Below are 15,968 nucleotides of genomic sequence, written 5' to 3' on the forward strand. Positions count from 1 at the left end.
GTGCACTTCAAAAAAAGCCAACTAGGATGATTTGTTCAAATCCCTTTCAAGGATTTTCAACCATGACCTTTGTGATGGCTCAATGGCTGGTGACGATTTTTGCAATGATCGCCCTGGTGCATGTGTATTGGGCGTTGGGTGGACAATGGGCGGCGGTGGCGGCAGTGCCGCAAGTGCCAGTGCAAGGTCTGGTGACGACAGTCCGACCGGCGTTCAAGCCGTCAGGCTGGATCACCTTGCTGGTGGCGGCAGCGTTGTTGGTGATTGCCGCGCTGGTGTGTATGCGGGTCGGCTGGGGAATGCCGGCCGTGCATCACCAAGCGTTGCAATGGGTGATCAGCGCGATTGCGCTGTTGATGTTTGCCCGGGCGATCGGCGATTCGAATCTGGTGGGGTTTTTCAAGGAGGTGAAGGGCTCGCGGTTTGCGCGGCTGGATACCTGGGTGTATTCGCCGTTGTGTCTGGTGCTGGGGGCGGGGTTGTTGGCGGTGGCCTGGGTTTGAGCTTTGAGCTTTGAGGTGAATTTGAGGTCGCTTTCGCGAGCAGGCTCGCTCCCACATCTGGAATGCTTTTCCCCTGTGGGAGCGAGCTTGCTCGCGAAAGGGCCAGTCCAGACACCATAGCTGTGAAACTAGCTACCGCTTTCGGTCCGCCGGCTACTCACCTCAGCCGGTACATCATCCCCCGCCATGCGCTTGCGGAACAACGCCGCCCGCGCCAGCAGCAAGGTGGTCACCGGCACGGTAATCGCCAGCAGGATCGGGATCAGCCAGGCGTGCAGCACCGGCCCCGATTTCAATGCCGAAAAACAAATGATCGAGGCCAGTGCCACGCACCACGCGCCCAGTGTCGAGGCCAGTGCCGGCGGGTGCATGCGCTGGAAGTAATCCTTCATGCGCAGCATTCCGATCGCGCCGATCAGGGCGAATACGCCGCTGAGCACCAGCAGGATCGCCACCGGAATCTCGATCCACAGCGACAGTTCAGCATTCATTCGATCACCTCGCCACGCAGCAGGAATTTCGCCAGGGCAAAGGAGCCGACGAAGCCGAACAGCGCGATCAGCAGCGCTGCCTCGAAGTAAGTGTCGCTGGAGTAACGGATGCCCAGGGTCAGCATCATCAGCATGGCGACGATGTACAGGTAATCCAGGGCGAGTACCCGATCCTGCGCCGACGGCCCCTTGAACAGGCGAACCAGGGTCAGGACCATCGCCATCGAGAACAGGAACAGCGTCAGCAGAATCGCGTTCGACAGTAACGGGCTCATTCGAAAATCTCCATCAACGGCCGCTCGTAGGCAGTCTTGAAGTGGTGGATGAATTGCGCCTCGTCATCCAGATCCCAAACGTGCAGCAGCAGGATGCTGCGATCCAGCGCCAGCTCCGACCAAACCGTGCCCGGCACCACCGTGCAGATCATTGCCAGTGTCGCCAGGCCATGTGCGTCGCGCAGATCGAGCGGCACTTTGACGAAGCGCGAGCGTGGAGGCCGGCGCCCGGCGTTGAGCACGCCCCAGGCAACGACCAGATTGGAAAGCACCACGTCACGCCCGACGAGGAGGAACAATTTGATAATCGTCCCCGGCCGGCGAATGCGCGCATGTTTCGGGCGCAACTTGCGCATCATCAAGGGTGCAGCGAAACCCAGTATCGCGCCGAGCAGCAGGTTGCCCGGGCTGATCGACAGGTTCAGCGTCAGCCACAAAGCCCACAGTGCCAGCGACAACCATGGCGCAGGAAACACACGCTTCATGGTTGCACCTCCAGCATCGCCGCCTTGGCTTCAGGGCTTGGCACGGCGCGGGTGCCGAGCACCGCCATGACATATTGCTGCGGATTGGTCAGCGCTTCGGCGGTCGCCTGGGTGTAGCGCAGCAGCGGCTCGGCCTTGAAGGTCAGGGCGATGCTCAACCCCAGCAGCAGGAAGATCGGCGCGCATTCGAGTTTGCGCAGCAGTGGCGAAGGTCGCTCCTCTGGCGTCCAGAAGCGCTGGATGCCCAATCGCGAAAACGCCATCAGCGAGGCCAGCCCCGACAGGATCAGCAGCACCAGCAATGCCCAGGCCGCGTTCGAGATCGGCGCGTCAGTGCCCAGTCCCAGAGGATTGAGCAGGGCAGCGATCAGGCCGAGCTTGCCGATGAATCCGGACAGCGGCGGCATGCCGATGATCAGCAGCGCACAGGCGATGAAGCTCAGACCGAGAAACGCCATGGTCCACGGAATGACCTGACCGACCACGGCCTTCTGTTCGTCGTCGAGGTTGATGCCCTTGGGCGGTTGCAGGGATTCCTGGGGGCGCGGCAGCAACTCGCTTTCGTCTTCCAGCGGAATCTCGTTGGCCGAGCGCGAGCGCTCGATCAACTCGGCCAGCAGGAACAGCGCGCTGAGCGCCAGGGTCGAGCTGACCAGATAGAACAGCGCCGCGCCGATCAGGTTCGGCTGGGCGAAACCCACCGCCGACAGCAGGATTCCTGCCGACACCAGAATGCTCAGGCTGGCCATGCGTTCCAGACGCTGTGCGGCCAGAATCGCCAGCGCCGCACAGGCCATGGTCGCCATACCGCCGTAGATCAGCCAGTCGCCACCAAAGAACGCCGAAGCCCCGGCCTGCCCGGAGAACAGCAGCGTCCACAGGCGCAGCAGGGTATAGGCGCCGACCTTGGTCATGATCGCGAACATTGCCGCTACCGGCGCGCTGGCCGAGGAATAGGCCGGCACCAGCCAGAAGTTCAGCGGCCACATGCCGGCCTTGGCCAGAAACGCCACCGCGAGAATCCCTGCGCCGGCGTGCAGCAGGCCACGGTCGGCTTCCGGCACCAGCGGAATCTTCAGCGCCAGATCGGCCATGTTCAGGGTGCCGGTGACGCCGTAGATCAGCGCTGCGCCAATCAGGAACAGCGATGAGGCCAGCAGGTTGATCGAGATGTAATGCAGCCCCGACGACACCCGCGCCCGACCCGAACCGTGCAGCAACAGGCCATAGGAGGCGGCGAGCAGCACTTCGAAAAACACGAACAGGTTGAACAGGTCGGCGGTGAGGAACGCACCGTACAGGCCCATCAGTTGGATCTGGAACAGCGCGTGGAAGCTCGACCCTGCGCCGTCCCAGCGTGCCATGGCGAAGAGCAGGGCGCTGACGCCGATGATCCCGGTCAGCACCAGCATCAGTGCCGACAGGCGATCGACCACCAGCACGATGCCGAACGGCGCCTGCCAGTTACCCGGCAGGTACACGCCGATGGAGCCGGGAACGCCAGTGGTTTGCGTCCACTGCAGCAGCATCACCGAAATGAACAGGCCGACGAGGCTGGAGAACAGGTTGATTTTCGCCTTCAGCGGCCGGTGCTTCTCGCCGAGCATCAACATGATGGCGGCGGTCAGCAGCGGCAGCAGGATCGGTGCAGCGATCAGGTGAGTCATCGCCATCATTCCTTAGGCTCCCGGCCGTCCACGTGGTCGGTGCCGGTGAGGCCCCGCGACGCGAGCAGCACCACCAGGAACAGCGCGGTCATGGCGAAGCTGATGACGATGGCGGTCAGTACCAGGGCCTGCGGCAGCGGATCGGTGTAGTGCAGCAGATCCTGGACCACGCCGTCCTTGATCACCGGCTCCTTGCCGATGAACAGGCTGCCCATGCTGAAGATGAACAGGTTGACCGCGTAGGACAGCAGGCACAGGCCCATGACCACCTGAAACGTCCGTGGTCGCAGCACCAGCCAGACGCCGGACGCGGCGAGTACGCCGATGGCGATTGCGATGACTTCTTCCATCAGACGGCTCCTTTGCTGGCGACGGACTTGGGTAGGGACGCGGTCTTGTGACCACGCACCGATTGGTGGGCGAGGGCGGTGAGGATCAGCAGCGTCGAACCGACCACCACGGCGTACACGCCGATATCGAAGAACAGCGCGCTGGCGATATGGATGTCGCCCAGCAGCGGCAATTCGAAATGCCAGGTGTGGGTGGTCAGGAACGGATAACCGACCGCCATCGCGCCAAGGCCGGTAGCGGTGGCGAACAGCAGACCGGTGCCCATCCAGCGCAGCGGTCGCAGGCTCATTTGCGCCTCGACCCACTGCGTCCCTGCGACCATGTATTGCAGGATGAACGCCACCGACATCACCAGGCCTGCGACGAAACCGCCGCCCGGCTGGTTGTGGCCACGCATGAACAGGTAGAACGACACCACCAGCGCAATCGGCAGCAGCAGGCGCACCAGCACCGCCGGCACCATCATGAAGCCGAGTGCGGTGTCGCTGGCGGTACGCGGGTTGACCAGATCGGTGACCACGTCCGGCGCGAGCAGGCGTTGCTGGGCTGGCAGTTGCAGGCTTTCTTTCGGCGGGCGGAAGCGTCGCAGCAGGGCGAACACGGTCAGGGCCACGGCCACCAGCACGGTGATTTCACCGAGGGTGTCGAAACCCCGGAAGTCCACCAGCATCACGTTGACCACGTTGCTGCCACCGCCCTCGGGCATGGCGCGACTGAGGTAGAACGACGAGATGTCGTTGGGCGTCTGCCGCGTCAGCATTGCGTAGGACAGCAGCGCCATGCCGGCACCGACGGCGATCGACAGCAGCAAGTCGCGCAGACGGCGAATGCGTGCCTTGCGCAGGCTGCTCGGCAATGGCGAGACTTCTTCGATGCGTCGCGGCAGCCAGCGCAGGCCGAGCAGGATCAGCACCGTGGTCACCACTTCCACCGCCAGTTGCGTCAGAGCCAGATCCGGCGCCGAGAACCAGACGAAGGTCACGCAGGTCATCAGGCCGCAGACGCTGACCATGGTCAGGGCGGCGAGACGGTGATACTTGGCCTGCCACGCGGCGCCGAGGGCACAGGCAATCGCCAGCAGCCACAGGGTGACGAACACGATGGAACCCGGAATCTTCGGCCGGTCGCCCCAGCTCAGGCTGCTGTGCAGCATCGGGATCAAGCCGGCGAGCACCGCCGCCAGCACCATGAGGAACAGTTGCATCTGCAGGCGTCGAGTGCCGAGTCGGCGTTCAACCCGACGGGCCATGCGCATCATCACCACCAGACTGCGCTCGAACAGCCGCTTGCCGTTGAAACGGCCTACCAGCGGCGGGGATTTGAAGCGTCCACGCTTGAGCTGGTTGCGCAGCAGCAGATAGACCACGATGCCGCCGGACATGGCAATCAGGCTCATGATCATCGGGGCGTTGAGGCCGTGCCAGATCGCCAGGCTGTACTCAGGCAGGGTGCCGCCTACCACGGGCAGCGCGGCGGCCGCGAGCAGCGGGCCGACCACTTGCGCCGGGAAGATCCCGACGACCAGGCAGGTGAATACCAGCAACTCCACCGGCGCACGCATCCAGCGCGGTGGCTCGTGCGGGGTGTGCGGCAGATCGGTGGCCGGCGGGCCGAAGAACACATCGACGGTGAAGCGCAGCGAGTAAGCGACGCTGAACGTACCCGCGATGGTCGCGACAATCGGCAGCGCTGCTTCGACCCACGCGGTGGCGTTGATGAACACGGTTTCGGCGAAGAACATTTCTTTCGACAGGAAACCGTTGAGCAACGGCACCCCCGCCATCGACGCACTGGCAACCATCGCCAGCGTCGCGGTGAACGGGATCAGTTTGATCAGACCGCTGAGCTTGCGGATATCGCGGGTGCCGCTCTCGTGGTCGATGATGCCGGCGGCCATGAACAGCGAAGCCTTGAAGGTCGCGTGGTTGAGGATGTGGAACACTGCCGCGACCGCCGCCAGCGGGCTGTTCAGGCCCAGCAGCAGGGTGATCAGGCCCAGATGGCTGATGGTCGAGTAGGCCAGCAGACCTTTGAGGTCGTTCTGGAACATCGCGCAATACGCGCCGAGCAGCAGCGTACATGCGCCGGCACCGCTGACGATGTAGAACCATTCTTCACTGCCGGACAGCGACGGCCACAGGCGTGCGAGCAGGAATACCCCGGCCTTGACCATGGTCGCCGAGTGCAGGTAAGCCGAAACCGGGGTGGGCGCCGCCATTGCGTGCGGGAGCCAGAAGTGGAAGGGGAACTGGGCGCTTTTGCTGAGTGCGCCGATGAGGATGAGGGGAAGCAGGATAGGGTAGAGGGCATGTGCGCGAATCTGATCGCCGGCGGCCAGGACCTTGTCCAGGTCATAGCTGCCGACGACATGGCCGAGCAGCATGACCCCCGCCAGCAGGCATAGTCCCCCGGCGCCGGTGACCATCAGCGCCATGTAGGCGCCACGCCGCGCATCGGCGCGGTGGTGCCAGTAGCCGATCAGCAGGAACGAGAAGAGGCTGGTCAGCTCCCAGAAGAAAACGATCTGGATCAGGTTGCCGGAGATCACCAGGCCAAGCATGGCGCCCATGAACGCCAGGAAGAAGGCAAAGAAACGCGGCACCGGGTCGTCCGGCGACATGTAGTAACGGGCATATAAAGAGACCAGGGTGCCGATGCCGAGAACCAGCATCGAGAACAGCCAGGCGAAGCCGTCCATGCGCAGGACGAAGTTCAAACCGAGGCTGGGTAGCCACATGAATTCTTCGCGGATCACGCCGCCATGGGCGATTTGCGGGTACAACAGCGCGACCTGCACGGTGCCGATCAGAGCGACCAGACCAGCCAACAGGGATTCGGTATTACGCGCGTTGTGTGGCAGCACCGCTGCCAGACAGCTGCCAATGAATGGCAGAAGCAGTAGAACTATCAGGGACATAGGCTTCTAATCTGCGGAAGTTTGTGAAGCATCATACGTGCCAGCTCCCTGATTACCAAACGCCAGGATGTCTCAGAATCCTACAAAGTAGTCTGGATATTTCTGTTTAGCATTGTTTCAGGGAGATGGATGTTGCTTGGGATGGCCGCATCGCGAGCAGGCTCACTCCTACAGGGGGAGCGCATTTCGATTGTAGGAGTCAGCCTGCTCGCGATAGCTATGGTTCAGGCACTCTAGATATGGCGGATTAGCCTTGGGTTTCCCGCTCCAGTTCAGCGTCGACTTCGACAACCTTACCCTTGGTCTTCAACTCGCTGACAATCACCGCCGCCACAATCAGCCCGGCGCCGATCAGGGCAATCGCCGGCAAGCGCTCGCCGGCGATCCGCCCGACGATCCCGGCCCACACCGGCTCACCGGCATAGATCAAGGTCGCCCGGGTCGGCGAAACGCTTTTCTGCGCCCAGTTCATCGCCACCTGAATCGCCGCACTCGCCGCGCCCAGACCCAGTGCGGTCACCAGCAGTGTCGAGGAAAAGTCCGGAATCGTCTCACCCGTCGGCACCACCAACAGGAACGACAACACCGATGTCGTGGCCAGTTGCACCACGGTCACCCGCCGTACATCGACCTGGCCGGCATAGGTGCTGATCAGAATGATTTCGGCGGCAATCGCGATCGCACTGATCAGCGTGGCAATTTCACCGGGACTGAAATTCAGCGAAGCGCCGGACGGCCCGGACAGCAGCATCAAACCGGTAAACGCCAGCATGATGCCGATGCTTGGCATCAGCCCTGGCCGACGGCCCAGCACCAGCCATTGCAGCAGCGGCACAAACGGCACGTACAGCGCGGTGATGAATGCCGACTGGCTGCTCGGGATCGTTTGCAGGCCCACTGTCTGCAAGCCGTAACCGAGCATGATCGCCACGCCGATGAAGGCGCCCGCCTTGAGTTCGAACAGGGTGAGCTGGCGCAAGTGACGCCAGGAGAACAGCGCGACGATGCTCGCCGCAGCGGCAAAACGCAGGCCGACGAAGAACATCGGGCCGCTGACGGTCATGGCGTGTTGCACCAGCAGGAACGTGCCGCCCCAGACCATGGTGATCAGCACCAGCACGCACTCGGCCTTGCTGAAGCGGGAGAAGCGCGGAGGCGTGGAGGAACCGTTTGCTGACGTCATGACCTTGCACACTATAAAAGGCAGGACGCACAATGCGCCCAACGTTGCGCAGTATACTGCCCAACCCCACCGAGTGAGCAATATAGTGCACAAAGATTCCAGCCAGCGGGCGTCCGTCCTGCAACACGTCAGCCAGAATGTTCGGCGCTTGCGCCACGCCGCCGACATGAGTCAGACCGCGCTGGCAGAAAAGTCTGGCGTCAGTCGGCGCATGCTGGTGGCGATCGAGGCCGGGGAAAAGAATGTCAGCCTGACCACCCTCGACCGCGTCGCCGAAGCCCTCGACGTGGCCTTCAGCGACCTGATCCAGGCCCCCGACGCCCGCGCCCCGAGCCGCATCAACGAAGTGGCCTGGGCCGGCACCATCCCCGGCAGCAAAGCGGTGCTGCTGTCCAAAGCCACTGCCACCCGCGAGGTTGAGCAGTGGGAATGGTGTCTGCAACCGGGCGAGGTCTACCCGTCGCAACCGGACGCCGATGGCTGGAGCGAGCAGATCTACGTGTTCGAAGGCTGCCTGACGCTGATGCTCGGTGAGCAGCATCAGCAGATCGCGACCGGCGAATTTTTCATGTTTGCCAGTAATCAACCGCACAGCTACCGCAACGACGGCGACGTGGCGACGCGGTTTGTACGTAACGTGGTGATTTGAATGAATCAACGTGCAGACATCCTGATCATCGGCGGTGGGCTCAGCGGCACCATGCTGGCCGTGCAACTGTTGCGACTGCCTGGCCAGCGCCAGATCCTGATCATCGAACCGCGCGCCGAACTCGGTCGCGGCGAAGCCTATAGCGCGGTCGAACTGGGTCATACGCTCAACGGCAACGCCGCGCGGATGAGTGTCGATCCGGACAACCCCGATGACCTGACCCAATGGTTGACTGCGCACATTGCCAGCGATGGCTGGCCAGAGTCTGCCGAGCAGGATGTGCCGGTCAGTGAGCTGTTCCCGCCGCGCGGACTGTTTGGCGTGTATGTGCAGCAGCGTCTGGCCGAGGCGCGGATCGTCGGCGCGCAGCAGGGTTCGACCGTTGAGCATCTGCGCGCCGAAGTCGTCGATCTGCAAGTCGCTGCCGATTCGGTACAACTGACCTTGAGCGATGGTCGGCATGTAGGCGGCGCCTATGCCGTGCTCGCCACCGGCATGTTTCCTGCCGCACGCACGCCGCAGAAAGACTCCAGCGGGCTCAATGCCGCTGCGCTCGATCCGTGGGATGTCGCGGCCATGCGCCAACTCGATGCGCAATCGACGGTGCTGATCATCGGTTCCGGGCTGACCATGGTCGATGCGGTGGTTTCACTGGAACAGGCCGGGCATCGCGGGCCGATTGAAGTGTTCTCCCGTCACGGACTGTTGCCCCATGTACGGCGGCAACCACCGGCGTGGCCGGATTTTCTCGCTGAAGATCACAGTATCCGCACGCCGCGCCAATTGCTGCGTGAATTACGCAGGCAGTGTCGTGACGCCATCGCCCAGGGCATTGACTGGCAGGCGCCGTTGGACACGGTTCGAGCACATATCGCACGGTTGTGGAGCCAGGCCACTGACGTGCAGCGTCGACAGTTCGTCCGGCATGTGCGGCCGTGGTGGGAGAGTCATCATCACCGCTCTCCGCCCTTGAGTGCGGCGTTGGTTGAACGCTTGCACAGCGAGGGTCGTTTGCGGATTCAGGCGGCGTCGTTCAAGGGGCTTGAGCCTCACTCGGGCGCTGGCGTGAGCATTCGAATTCGTCGCCGTGGTGAAGCCGCTACCGCTGTGGTGCATGGCGCAGCGCTGATCAATTCCAGCGGCATCGAGTACGACTGGCGCCGCGTGGCGCGAGCGTTGCCCCAGCAGTTGCTCGCGCGTGGACTGGTGCGTCCGGGGCCGTTGGCGCTGGGAATTGCGGCGGCGGTGGACGGTGCCGTGCTGGACGCTGAAGGGCAGGCCGGCAGCCGACTGTTCGCCATGGGCCCACCGCTGCGCGGGATGTGGTGGGAGAGTACGGCGGTGACGGATGTGGCGTTGCAGGCGAAGGCGTTGGCGGCGCGGCTGGTGGGTTGAAGGCAGACCGGCTTGCAAAGATCCCTGCAGGAGTGAGCCTGCTCGCGATAGCGGTGGGTCAGTCACATCATTGCTGAACGTGCCGACGCCATCGCGAGCAGGCGCACTCCTGCAGTGTTCAGTCAGCGCGGCAGTACATTCATCAGCCAGCGCTGGCGGATCTGCTCAAGGCTGCCATCGGCGCGCAAGGTTTCCAGTGCCTTTTGCCAGCGTGCGACCTGCTGCGGATCGGTCTGCAGCGAGAAGGCAATGTAGGTGTCCTGATGCATCAGCGGAATCTGATACTGCAAGCGCCCCGGTTCCATGCCTTGGGTGCGGGCCAGTGCGGCGGTGGACAGGGTGTCGGAGACCACGAAATCGGTCCGGCCCAGGCTGAACAGCCGCATCATCTGCTCCGGGGTTTCGACGCCCTCGAGGTTCTTCAGATCTTGCTGTTGCAGGTAGCTGTAGATCAGCCATTTGCGCGGCACGCTGATGCGCCCCGCCTGATCGGCCTCCTGCAGGGTGCGTACTGGCGGTTGGTTGTAGGCATGGCCGTAGAGGGCGGTTTCGACCTCGATCAGCGGCCCGACCCATTGGTAGCGGTCATCGCGCTCGTCGGTCCGCAAGACGGTAAATACCCCAGTGTTCGGGGTTTCGCTGGCGGTGCGCAGGGCGCGCAGCAACGGCACCTGTTGCAGAGTGATCCGGTCGCCGGTCTGTTCGGCCAGCGCGCGAACAATATCGACGCCATACCCCACCAGTTGATCGCCTTGCTGAAAATGCAGGGGCGGGTGGTTGTCGGTGAGCAGTTGCAGGTCTGCCGCATTGGCCGCCAGGGCCAGGAGTGACAGCAGGCACGCGGCAATCCGTTTCATGAATCGTCCCTGAAAAATTGAGCGCGAAGCTTAGTACGGGCCGGGGGTGGCTGTCGTGAGGAATGTACGGGGCTTTTGCGTCAGAAGCCAAGGCGGATTGGCAGAGCCGGCGCATGCAGAAACATTGTGGTGTGCCTGGCATTTGTGGCGGGTACACAATCTGTGGAAGCGAGCCTGCTCGCGAAAACGGTGGATCAGTCAACATTTGAAGTGACTGACCTGGCCTATTCGCGAGCAGGCTCGCTCCCACTTTGGTTTTTGTTGTGCCTGCATGGGTGGCAGGCACACGGGGATGTGGTGGCTGGACGGTTACGCCACCACGCGGTAGCACGGCACATATGCCGCGCCGCCCGGCAGTTTCATCCGGTGCTGGGCAACGAAGGCTTTGAGCAGCGCATCCAGCGGTTGCATGATCGCTGCGTCACCTCGGATCTGGTAAGGCCCGTGTTCTTCGATCAAACGGATGCCCTTGTCCTTGACGTTGCCGGCCACGATCCCGGAGAACGCGCGACGCAGGTTGGCCGCCAGTTCGTGGGCCGGCTGGTCGCGGTGCAGCTTGAGGTCGGCCATGTTTTCGTGGGTCGGATCGAACGGACGCTGGAAGCTTTCGTCGATCTTCAGCAGCCAGTTGAAGTGGAACGCGTCGTTGCGCTCGCGGCGGAACTGCTTCACCGCTTTGAGGCCAGCGGTCATCTGTCGGGCGACTTCGGCCGGGTCGTCGATGATGATCTGATAATGCTGCTTGGCCGCGTCGCCGAGGGTGGCGGTGACGAACGCGTCGAGTTGTTCCAGATACGGTGCGGCATGTTTCGGCCCGGTCAGGATCACCGGGAACGGCAGGCCTTCGTTGTCCGGGTGCATGAGGATGCCCAGCAGGTACAGGAACTCTTCGGCGGTACCGGCGCCGCCCGGGAAGATGATGATGCCATGGCCGACACGCACGAACGCTTCCAGACGTTTCTCGATGTCCGGCAGGATCACCAGTTCATTGACGATCGGGTTCGGTGCTTCGGCAGCGATGATGCCCGGCTCGGTCAAACCGAGGTAGCGCCCGCCGTGGATGCGCTGTTTGGCGTGGGCGATGGTCGCGCCCTTCATCGGGCCTTTCATCACGCCGGGGCCGCAGCCGGTGCAGATGTCGAGGCTGCGCAGGCCCAGTTCGTGGCCGACTTTCTTGGTGTATTTGTACTCTTCGGTGTTGATCGAGTGACCGCCCCAGCACACGACGATCTTCGGCTCGACGCCCGGGCGCAGGGTGCGCGCGTTGCGCAGCAGGTGGAAAACGTAGTCGCTGATGCCCTGCGAGGTGCTCAGGTCGATACGTTGGCTGTCGAGTTCGTTTTCGGTGTAGACGATGTCGCGCAGGGCGCTGAACAGCATCTCGCGGGTGCTGGCGATCATTTCGCCATCGACGAAGGCGTCGGCCGGGGCGTTCAGCAGTTCGAGGCGCACGCCGCGATCCTGCTGGTGAATGCGGATTTCGAAGTCCTTGTAGGCTTCCAGAATGGTTTTTGCGTTATCGACATGGGCGCCGGTATTGAGGATGGCCAGGGCGCACTGGCGGAAGAGGGTGTAGGTGCTGCCGGATCCGGCTTCGCTCAGTTGCTGGACTTCACGTTGAGAAAGGGTTTCCAGGCTGCCTTTCGGGCTGACCGAGGCGTTGATTACGTGTCGTTGGGTCATGCAATGATCCTTAAAACGATGTCATTCCAATAGCAGGCAAATGGCATCCGAATAGTGTGTATCCATGAATGAAGATGGCACGATCTGCGCTGTACCGCCATGTCCCCGTTGGACGCTGAAAAGATGAAAAGGGCCCCCAGCATAGCTAAATCGCGGAGAGAGGCGATAATGCGCAGCGAGTTTTTTCCATTGCCCTTTTTATCGCTCAAGGAAGTCATCACCGATGTTCGAGATTCAGCCGATGGACGCAGCAACGTTTCGTCAGCAGACGCGCCGCAGCACGCTGATCATTGCCGTGCTGTTTCTGGTGCTGGCGATGGGGTTTTCCACGGCGGCAGTGGCGCTGTTCGGCGAACCCGGCGGGGATAATCTGCGCTTCAACGTCGGCGGGGTGTTCGTCGCGTTTCTGCTGACGGCGGCGCTGATGCGCGGGCAGTTCTGGCAGCAGGCATGGATGGCGCCGGCGGTCTATAGCTGGCGGCTCAAACGCAGCCTGATGAGCGTGACCAACGTGATGCATCAGGTGACGGCGGCGGTGGAGCAGAACGATCCGAGCGCGATGAAGGTGCTGCGTTTCTACCATCTGGGGCTGACCCAGATGCACGAACTCGACGGCAACTCCAGCGATCATGCGCAATTGCACCGGGAAGTCGAAGCGCACAAGGAGCGGATGCAGGCGCTGGGTCTGGATATCGACCAGAAGCGCCTGGATCCGGCCTGGCTGGCAGCCTTGAAACCGGCTGCGCGTTAAAACGGGATGCGGCTGGCGCGGCGCAGTTTCCACGCGCGGATCAGGCGTCCATAGACCAGCAGGTTGATCACCAGCACTACGCTGCCCAGTGCCAGCTGGATCTGCGGCGTCAGCCCGGCGGGGTAGATGATCGGCCAGATGTAGTGCTCGATGAAGCCGCCGGCGTATTCGGTCTGCCCGGCGGCGTGGCACATCAGGTTTTCCCAGTAGGTCAGCGGGCAGGTCAGGTGCAACACCTCGACCGCCACCCCCCATGCAGCGGCCGGCAAATGCAGCCACATCAAGCGTGGCCACTTGAGCACCAACAGCCCGCCGAACAGCACGAACAGAATGAATGACAAATGAAACAGCACCAGCCCGTCGGCTGCGATTCGGTACAGCATGTCGTCTCCCTGACGCGATTGTGAAGGGCTCCATGGTACGCCGACGGCGGCGTATGGGCGCTGTGATTTAGCGCAAGTGCGCAAGATTGTTCAAGCCGCGAAGGGGTGTTTGCTGGCAGAGTCTGCGACCGTTTCCTCGGTTGAAGAGCGTTATGTCTGACTCACTTATGCCGCGCAGTGCGTTTCTTCGCGGCGCAGCGGCGATCATGCCGTTATCGCTGGCGACAGCGCCGTGGGGGCTGCTGGCAGGCTCCATGGCGATCGAAGCCAATCTCACACCGCTGCAGGGGCAGGGCTTGTCGAGCATCGTGTTTGCGGGCGCCGCGCAACTGGTGGCGATCGGCATGCTCAAGGGCGGTGCCGGGATGTTCTCGATTCTGCTGACCACGTTGCTGCTGACCTCGCAGCATTTGTTGTACGGGATGAGCATGCGCTCGGTGATTTCGCCGCTGCCCGCGCGCTGGCGCATCGGTCTGGGCTTTTTGCTCACCGATGAACTCTTCGCCCTGACCAGTCAGCATGACCGCCAGCAGTTCAATCGCTGGTACGCATTGGGCGTCGGCCTGACGTTCTACGTTGCCTGGAACCTCTTCACCCTCGCCGGCATTGTGTTGGGCCGCAGCATTCCGGGGCTTGAGCATCTGGGCCTGGATTTCTCGATTGCCGCGACGTTTATCGCGCTGATCACACCGGTGGTGCGCAACGTGCCGACCGTGGCGTGTGTGGCGGTGTCGTTGTTCTGCTCGGTGCTGTTCAGTTATTGGCAATGGGGCTCGGCGCTGGTGCTGTCGGGGCTGGCGGGGATGACCGCAGGATTTGTCTGCAACAAGCTGTATCGGGGGCGCACATGATCATCTGGGCAGTGATTTTCGGCATGGGAATCCTGGTGTTTCTCAACCGTTACGTGTTTCTCGAACCGCGCCTGCCGGTGCGATTGAGCAGCAATGCGCGGCAGTTTCTCGGGTTTGCCGTGCCAGGAATGTTGACGGCGATCTGCGGACCGATTGTATTCATGCCGGACAAACAGTTGAATCTGCAGTGGGATAACCCGTATTTGCTTAGTTCGCTGGTGGCGATCGGGCTGGTGTTGTACACGCGCAATACTTTGCTCAGCATGCTATTGAGCATGGCGTTTTTCTTTTTGTTGCGCTGGTGGTTGTAAGTTGCACTGGTAAAATTGTTCTACGCTTTAAGGATTCAGGTTCCTTTCATACAGGCGAGGTGCACATGACGACCGAGCAAGAGCGTGCGGATGAAGACGAAGACGTCGATGAGCCGACTGAAGAAGAGATCGAGCGTGAGAAACGCAAGGAACAGACCTGGAAGCACGATGATGACAAGGAACTCACAGGGCCCGATGTGAAGTTCTGAATCCGTTTTGCGAAAAGCCCCGCAATTGCGGGGCTTTTTCGTTGTTTCAGAGGTCTTCCAACTGTGGGAAGTCCGGGTGTGACGCCCGATAACCCAAGGTCCTGTCGATCCACGCGTTGAGCTCGTTGACCATCACTGGCGGGTGGCCGGGATAGCTTTCCAGGGTGCTGCACAGGATGCGTTCGATGTCTGGCACTGAACGCAGGTTTCGGGTCTTTATGTAGTGGCCGATAAAACAGTCGAGTTGAAAGCGTTCTGTCATCGACAGATAGATACACTCCAGGCCGTTGGCCTGATTGATTGCAAAATCGTCGCGCAACTTAGTTCTCTGCAAGGTTTGTTAAAGTTGTAGGGGATTCCTGGTTTTGTTGACTCTTTGGTCAACTGATATGCCAATTGGAAATACGGCGCGCATGCTATCCGTAGTGCATCTGAATGTATGTATGACGGTTGAAATTCAGACAGGCGGTTAGTTCGCTCAAACGACTGTTTTGTCAGTGACTGTTTCGCCGTTGAAACACCCGGTGTAACGCCCGGGAATCACTTCGCAGTACGTCTTTTGTTAACGCTTCCGAGCAGCGGATCTGTAGACCCTTCGGCCATGAGTGCGCTTGCGCAGCGGTCAGTCGCACTGAAAGCGCCATTTATTCTGAAAATGCCAATTACAACTTGCCACTGCACGATGCAATCGACGACCATGCTCGCCATATAGGGGTAGGGGGTATAGGTATGTCACACATTCACGAACACAAAGACGAACTGCTCAACCGCGTCCGGCGCATTGCCGGGCAGGTGCAGGCGGTGGAGAAAGCGCTCGAGGGCGACGCTGACTGCGCCAAGACCTTGCACCTGGTGGCGGCGATTCGCGGGGCGGTCAACGGTTTGATGGAGCAATTTATCGAGGCCCACACCCGCGAGCACGTGGCCCATCCCGACCTCAGCGACGAACAACGCGCCCAGGGCGCCGAAGATTTGCTGCAAGCCATCCGCCGTTATTCCAAATAGAG

The 15,968-nt window shown here is 61.7% G+C and carries 19 protein-coding genes; 8 read left to right on the forward strand and 11 right to left on the reverse strand.

Annotation, left to right across the window (positions count from 1 at the left end; translation table 11 throughout):
• Positions 1-62: 62 nt before the first annotated feature.
• A complete protein-coding gene (locus PseAD21_RS20550) occupies positions 63-503 on the forward strand; it encodes a DUF3995 domain-containing protein (protein WP_102357433.1) in 441 nt (146 codons plus the stop codon).
• A gap of 128 nt (positions 504-631) precedes the next feature.
• On the opposite strand, the gene PseAD21_RS20555 is transcribed toward PseAD21_RS20550, so the two are convergent.
• From PseAD21_RS20555 to PseAD21_RS20585, 7 genes are all read right to left on the reverse strand, one after another.
• Positions 632-994: a Na+/H+ antiporter subunit G gene (locus tag PseAD21_RS20555; protein WP_102357435.1), complete on the reverse strand. Its 363-nt coding sequence runs from the start codon at positions 992-994 to the stop codon at positions 632-634.
• Positions 991-1,269, reverse strand: a complete 279-nt coding sequence (locus PseAD21_RS20560) for a K+/H+ antiporter subunit F (RefSeq protein ID WP_102357436.1) — start codon at positions 1,267-1,269, stop codon at positions 991-993. The genes PseAD21_RS20555 and PseAD21_RS20560 overlap by 4 nt, the downstream gene beginning before the upstream one ends.
• Positions 1,266-1,754, reverse strand: a complete 489-nt coding sequence (locus PseAD21_RS20565) for a Na+/H+ antiporter subunit E (RefSeq protein ID WP_102357438.1) — start codon at positions 1,752-1,754, stop codon at positions 1,266-1,268. Before PseAD21_RS20565 ends, PseAD21_RS20560 begins: the two co-directional genes overlap by 4 nt.
• Positions 1,751-3,430, reverse strand: coding sequence for a monovalent cation/H+ antiporter subunit D (locus tag PseAD21_RS20570; protein ID WP_102357439.1), 1,680 nt, complete (start codon positions 3,428-3,430; stop codon positions 1,751-1,753). Before PseAD21_RS20570 ends, PseAD21_RS20565 begins: the two co-directional genes overlap by 4 nt.
• The gene (locus PseAD21_RS20575; protein WP_025111393.1) at positions 3,427-3,771 is read right to left on the reverse strand and encodes a Na+/H+ antiporter subunit C; all 345 of its coding nucleotides are present in this window, start codon (positions 3,769-3,771) and stop codon (positions 3,427-3,429) included. The genes PseAD21_RS20570 and PseAD21_RS20575 overlap by 4 nt, the downstream gene beginning before the upstream one ends.
• A complete protein-coding gene (locus PseAD21_RS20580) occupies positions 3,771-6,689 on the reverse strand; it encodes a monovalent cation/H+ antiporter subunit A (RefSeq protein WP_102357441.1) in 2,919 nt (972 codons plus the stop codon). The genes PseAD21_RS20575 and PseAD21_RS20580 overlap by 1 nt, the downstream gene beginning before the upstream one ends.
• Positions 6,690-6,936: 247 nt before the next feature.
• Positions 6,937-7,872, reverse strand: coding sequence for a DMT family transporter (locus tag PseAD21_RS20585; RefSeq protein WP_102357442.1), 936 nt, complete (start codon positions 7,870-7,872; stop codon positions 6,937-6,939).
• 85 nt (positions 7,873-7,957) lie between these two features.
• Here PseAD21_RS20585 and PseAD21_RS20590 point away from each other — a divergent pair, with 85 nt between their 5' ends.
• Both PseAD21_RS20590 and PseAD21_RS20595 read left to right on the forward strand, forming a co-directional pair.
• Positions 7,958-8,521, forward strand: coding sequence for a helix-turn-helix domain-containing protein (locus PseAD21_RS20590; protein WP_102357444.1), 564 nt, complete (start codon positions 7,958-7,960; stop codon positions 8,519-8,521).
• Entirely contained in the window at positions 8,522-9,916 is a 1,395-nt protein-coding gene (locus tag PseAD21_RS20595) for an FAD/NAD(P)-binding protein (protein WP_102357445.1), read from the forward strand.
• A 122-nt stretch (positions 9,917-10,038) separates the two neighbouring features.
• Here the strand turns inward: PseAD21_RS20595 and PseAD21_RS20600 are convergent, their stop codons facing one another.
• Complete coding sequence (locus tag PseAD21_RS20600; protein WP_102357447.1) at positions 10,039-10,773, reverse strand: ABC transporter substrate-binding protein; 735 nt, start codon at positions 10,771-10,773, stop codon at positions 10,039-10,041.
• 309 nt (positions 10,774-11,082) lie between these two features.
• A complete protein-coding gene (ppnN, locus tag PseAD21_RS20610) occupies positions 11,083-12,456 on the reverse strand; it encodes a nucleotide 5'-monophosphate nucleosidase PpnN (RefSeq protein WP_102357449.1) in 1,374 nt (457 codons plus the stop codon).
• Between the two features lie 223 nt (positions 12,457-12,679).
• On the opposite strand from ppnN, the gene PseAD21_RS20615 reads away from it, so the two are divergent.
• Entirely contained in the window at positions 12,680-13,207 is a 528-nt protein-coding gene (locus tag PseAD21_RS20615; RefSeq protein WP_102357450.1) for a DUF3087 domain-containing protein, read from the forward strand.
• On the opposite strand, the gene PseAD21_RS20620 is transcribed toward PseAD21_RS20615, so the two are convergent.
• Complete coding sequence (locus PseAD21_RS20620) at positions 13,204-13,590, reverse strand: DUF2784 domain-containing protein (protein ID WP_102357452.1); 387 nt, start codon at positions 13,588-13,590, stop codon at positions 13,204-13,206. The two genes, PseAD21_RS20615 and PseAD21_RS20620, sit on opposite strands and share 4 nt — an antisense overlap.
• Before the next feature lie 152 nt (positions 13,591-13,742).
• Between PseAD21_RS20620 and PseAD21_RS20625 the strand changes: the two genes are divergently transcribed.
• The 3 genes from PseAD21_RS20625 (at position 13,743) to PseAD21_RS29785 (ending at position 14,961) form a co-directional block, all read left to right on the forward strand.
• A complete protein-coding gene (locus PseAD21_RS20625) occupies positions 13,743-14,441 on the forward strand; it encodes an AzlC family ABC transporter permease (protein WP_102357453.1) in 699 nt (232 codons plus the stop codon).
• A complete protein-coding gene (locus tag PseAD21_RS20630; RefSeq protein WP_177327350.1) occupies positions 14,441-14,752 on the forward strand; it encodes an AzlD domain-containing protein in 312 nt (103 codons plus the stop codon). The genes PseAD21_RS20625 and PseAD21_RS20630 overlap by 1 nt, the downstream gene beginning before the upstream one ends.
• A gap of 65 nt (positions 14,753-14,817) precedes the next feature.
• Entirely contained in the window at positions 14,818-14,961 is a 144-nt protein-coding gene (locus PseAD21_RS29785) for a hypothetical protein (RefSeq protein ID WP_177327347.1), read from the forward strand.
• 46 nt (positions 14,962-15,007) lie between these two features.
• Here PseAD21_RS29785 and PseAD21_RS20635 read toward each other — a convergent pair whose 3' ends face one another.
• Positions 15,008-15,280, reverse strand: coding sequence for a hypothetical protein (locus PseAD21_RS20635; RefSeq protein ID WP_102357455.1), 273 nt, complete (start codon positions 15,278-15,280; stop codon positions 15,008-15,010).
• Positions 15,281-15,690: 410 nt separating this feature from the next.
• On the opposite strand from PseAD21_RS20635, the gene PseAD21_RS20640 reads away from it, so the two are divergent.
• Entirely contained in the window at positions 15,691-15,966 is a 276-nt protein-coding gene (locus PseAD21_RS20640) for a metal/formaldehyde-sensitive transcriptional repressor (RefSeq protein WP_102357456.1), read from the forward strand.
• Positions 15,967-15,968 lie beyond the last annotated feature (2 nt).

The sequence above is a fragment of the Pseudomonas sp. AD21 genome, from assembly GCF_002878485.1.
Taxonomy (GTDB): domain Bacteria; phylum Pseudomonadota; class Gammaproteobacteria; order Pseudomonadales; family Pseudomonadaceae; genus Aquipseudomonas.

Excerpts from the sequence above, each read along its gene's own strand:
- PseAD21_RS20550 (WP_102357433.1), top strand. The coding sequence starts at position 63 with ATGACCTTTGTGATGGCTCAATGGCTGGTGACGATTTTTGCAATGATC.
- PseAD21_RS20555 (WP_102357435.1), bottom strand. The coding sequence starts at position 994 with ATGAATGCTGAACTGTCGCTGTGGATCGAGATTCCGGTGGCGATCCTG.
- PseAD21_RS20560 (WP_102357436.1), bottom strand. The coding sequence starts at position 1,269 with ATGAGCCCGTTACTGTCGAACGCGATTCTGCTGACGCTGTTCCTGTTC.
- PseAD21_RS20565 (WP_102357438.1), bottom strand. The coding sequence starts at position 1,754 with ATGAAGCGTGTGTTTCCTGCGCCATGGTTGTCGCTGGCACTGTGGGCT.
- PseAD21_RS20570 (WP_102357439.1), bottom strand. The coding sequence starts at position 3,430 with ATGATGGCGATGACTCACCTGATCGCTGCACCGATCCTGCTGCCGCTG.
- PseAD21_RS20575 (WP_025111393.1), bottom strand. The coding sequence starts at position 3,771 with ATGGAAGAAGTCATCGCAATCGCCATCGGCGTACTCGCCGCGTCCGGC.
- PseAD21_RS20580 (WP_102357441.1), bottom strand. The coding sequence starts at position 6,689 with ATGTCCCTGATAGTTCTACTGCTTCTGCCATTCATTGGCAGCTGTCTG.
- PseAD21_RS20585 (WP_102357442.1), bottom strand. The coding sequence starts at position 7,872 with ATGACGTCAGCAAACGGTTCCTCCACGCCTCCGCGCTTCTCCCGCTTC.
- PseAD21_RS20595 (WP_102357445.1), top strand. The coding sequence starts at position 8,522 with ATGAATCAACGTGCAGACATCCTGATCATCGGCGGTGGGCTCAGCGGC.
- PseAD21_RS20600 (WP_102357447.1), bottom strand. The coding sequence starts at position 10,773 with ATGAAACGGATTGCCGCGTGCCTGCTGTCACTCCTGGCCCTGGCGGCC.
- ppnN (WP_102357449.1), bottom strand. The coding sequence starts at position 12,456 with ATGACCCAACGACACGTAATCAACGCCTCGGTCAGCCCGAAAGGCAGC.
- PseAD21_RS20615 (WP_102357450.1), top strand. The coding sequence starts at position 12,680 with ATGTTCGAGATTCAGCCGATGGACGCAGCAACGTTTCGTCAGCAGACG.
- PseAD21_RS20620 (WP_102357452.1), bottom strand. The coding sequence starts at position 13,590 with ATGCTGTACCGAATCGCAGCCGACGGGCTGGTGCTGTTTCATTTGTCA.
- PseAD21_RS20625 (WP_102357453.1), top strand. The coding sequence starts at position 13,743 with ATGTCTGACTCACTTATGCCGCGCAGTGCGTTTCTTCGCGGCGCAGCG.
- PseAD21_RS29785 (WP_177327347.1), top strand. The coding sequence starts at position 14,818 with ATGACGACCGAGCAAGAGCGTGCGGATGAAGACGAAGACGTCGATGAG.
- PseAD21_RS20640 (WP_102357456.1), top strand. The coding sequence starts at position 15,691 with ATGTCACACATTCACGAACACAAAGACGAACTGCTCAACCGCGTCCGG.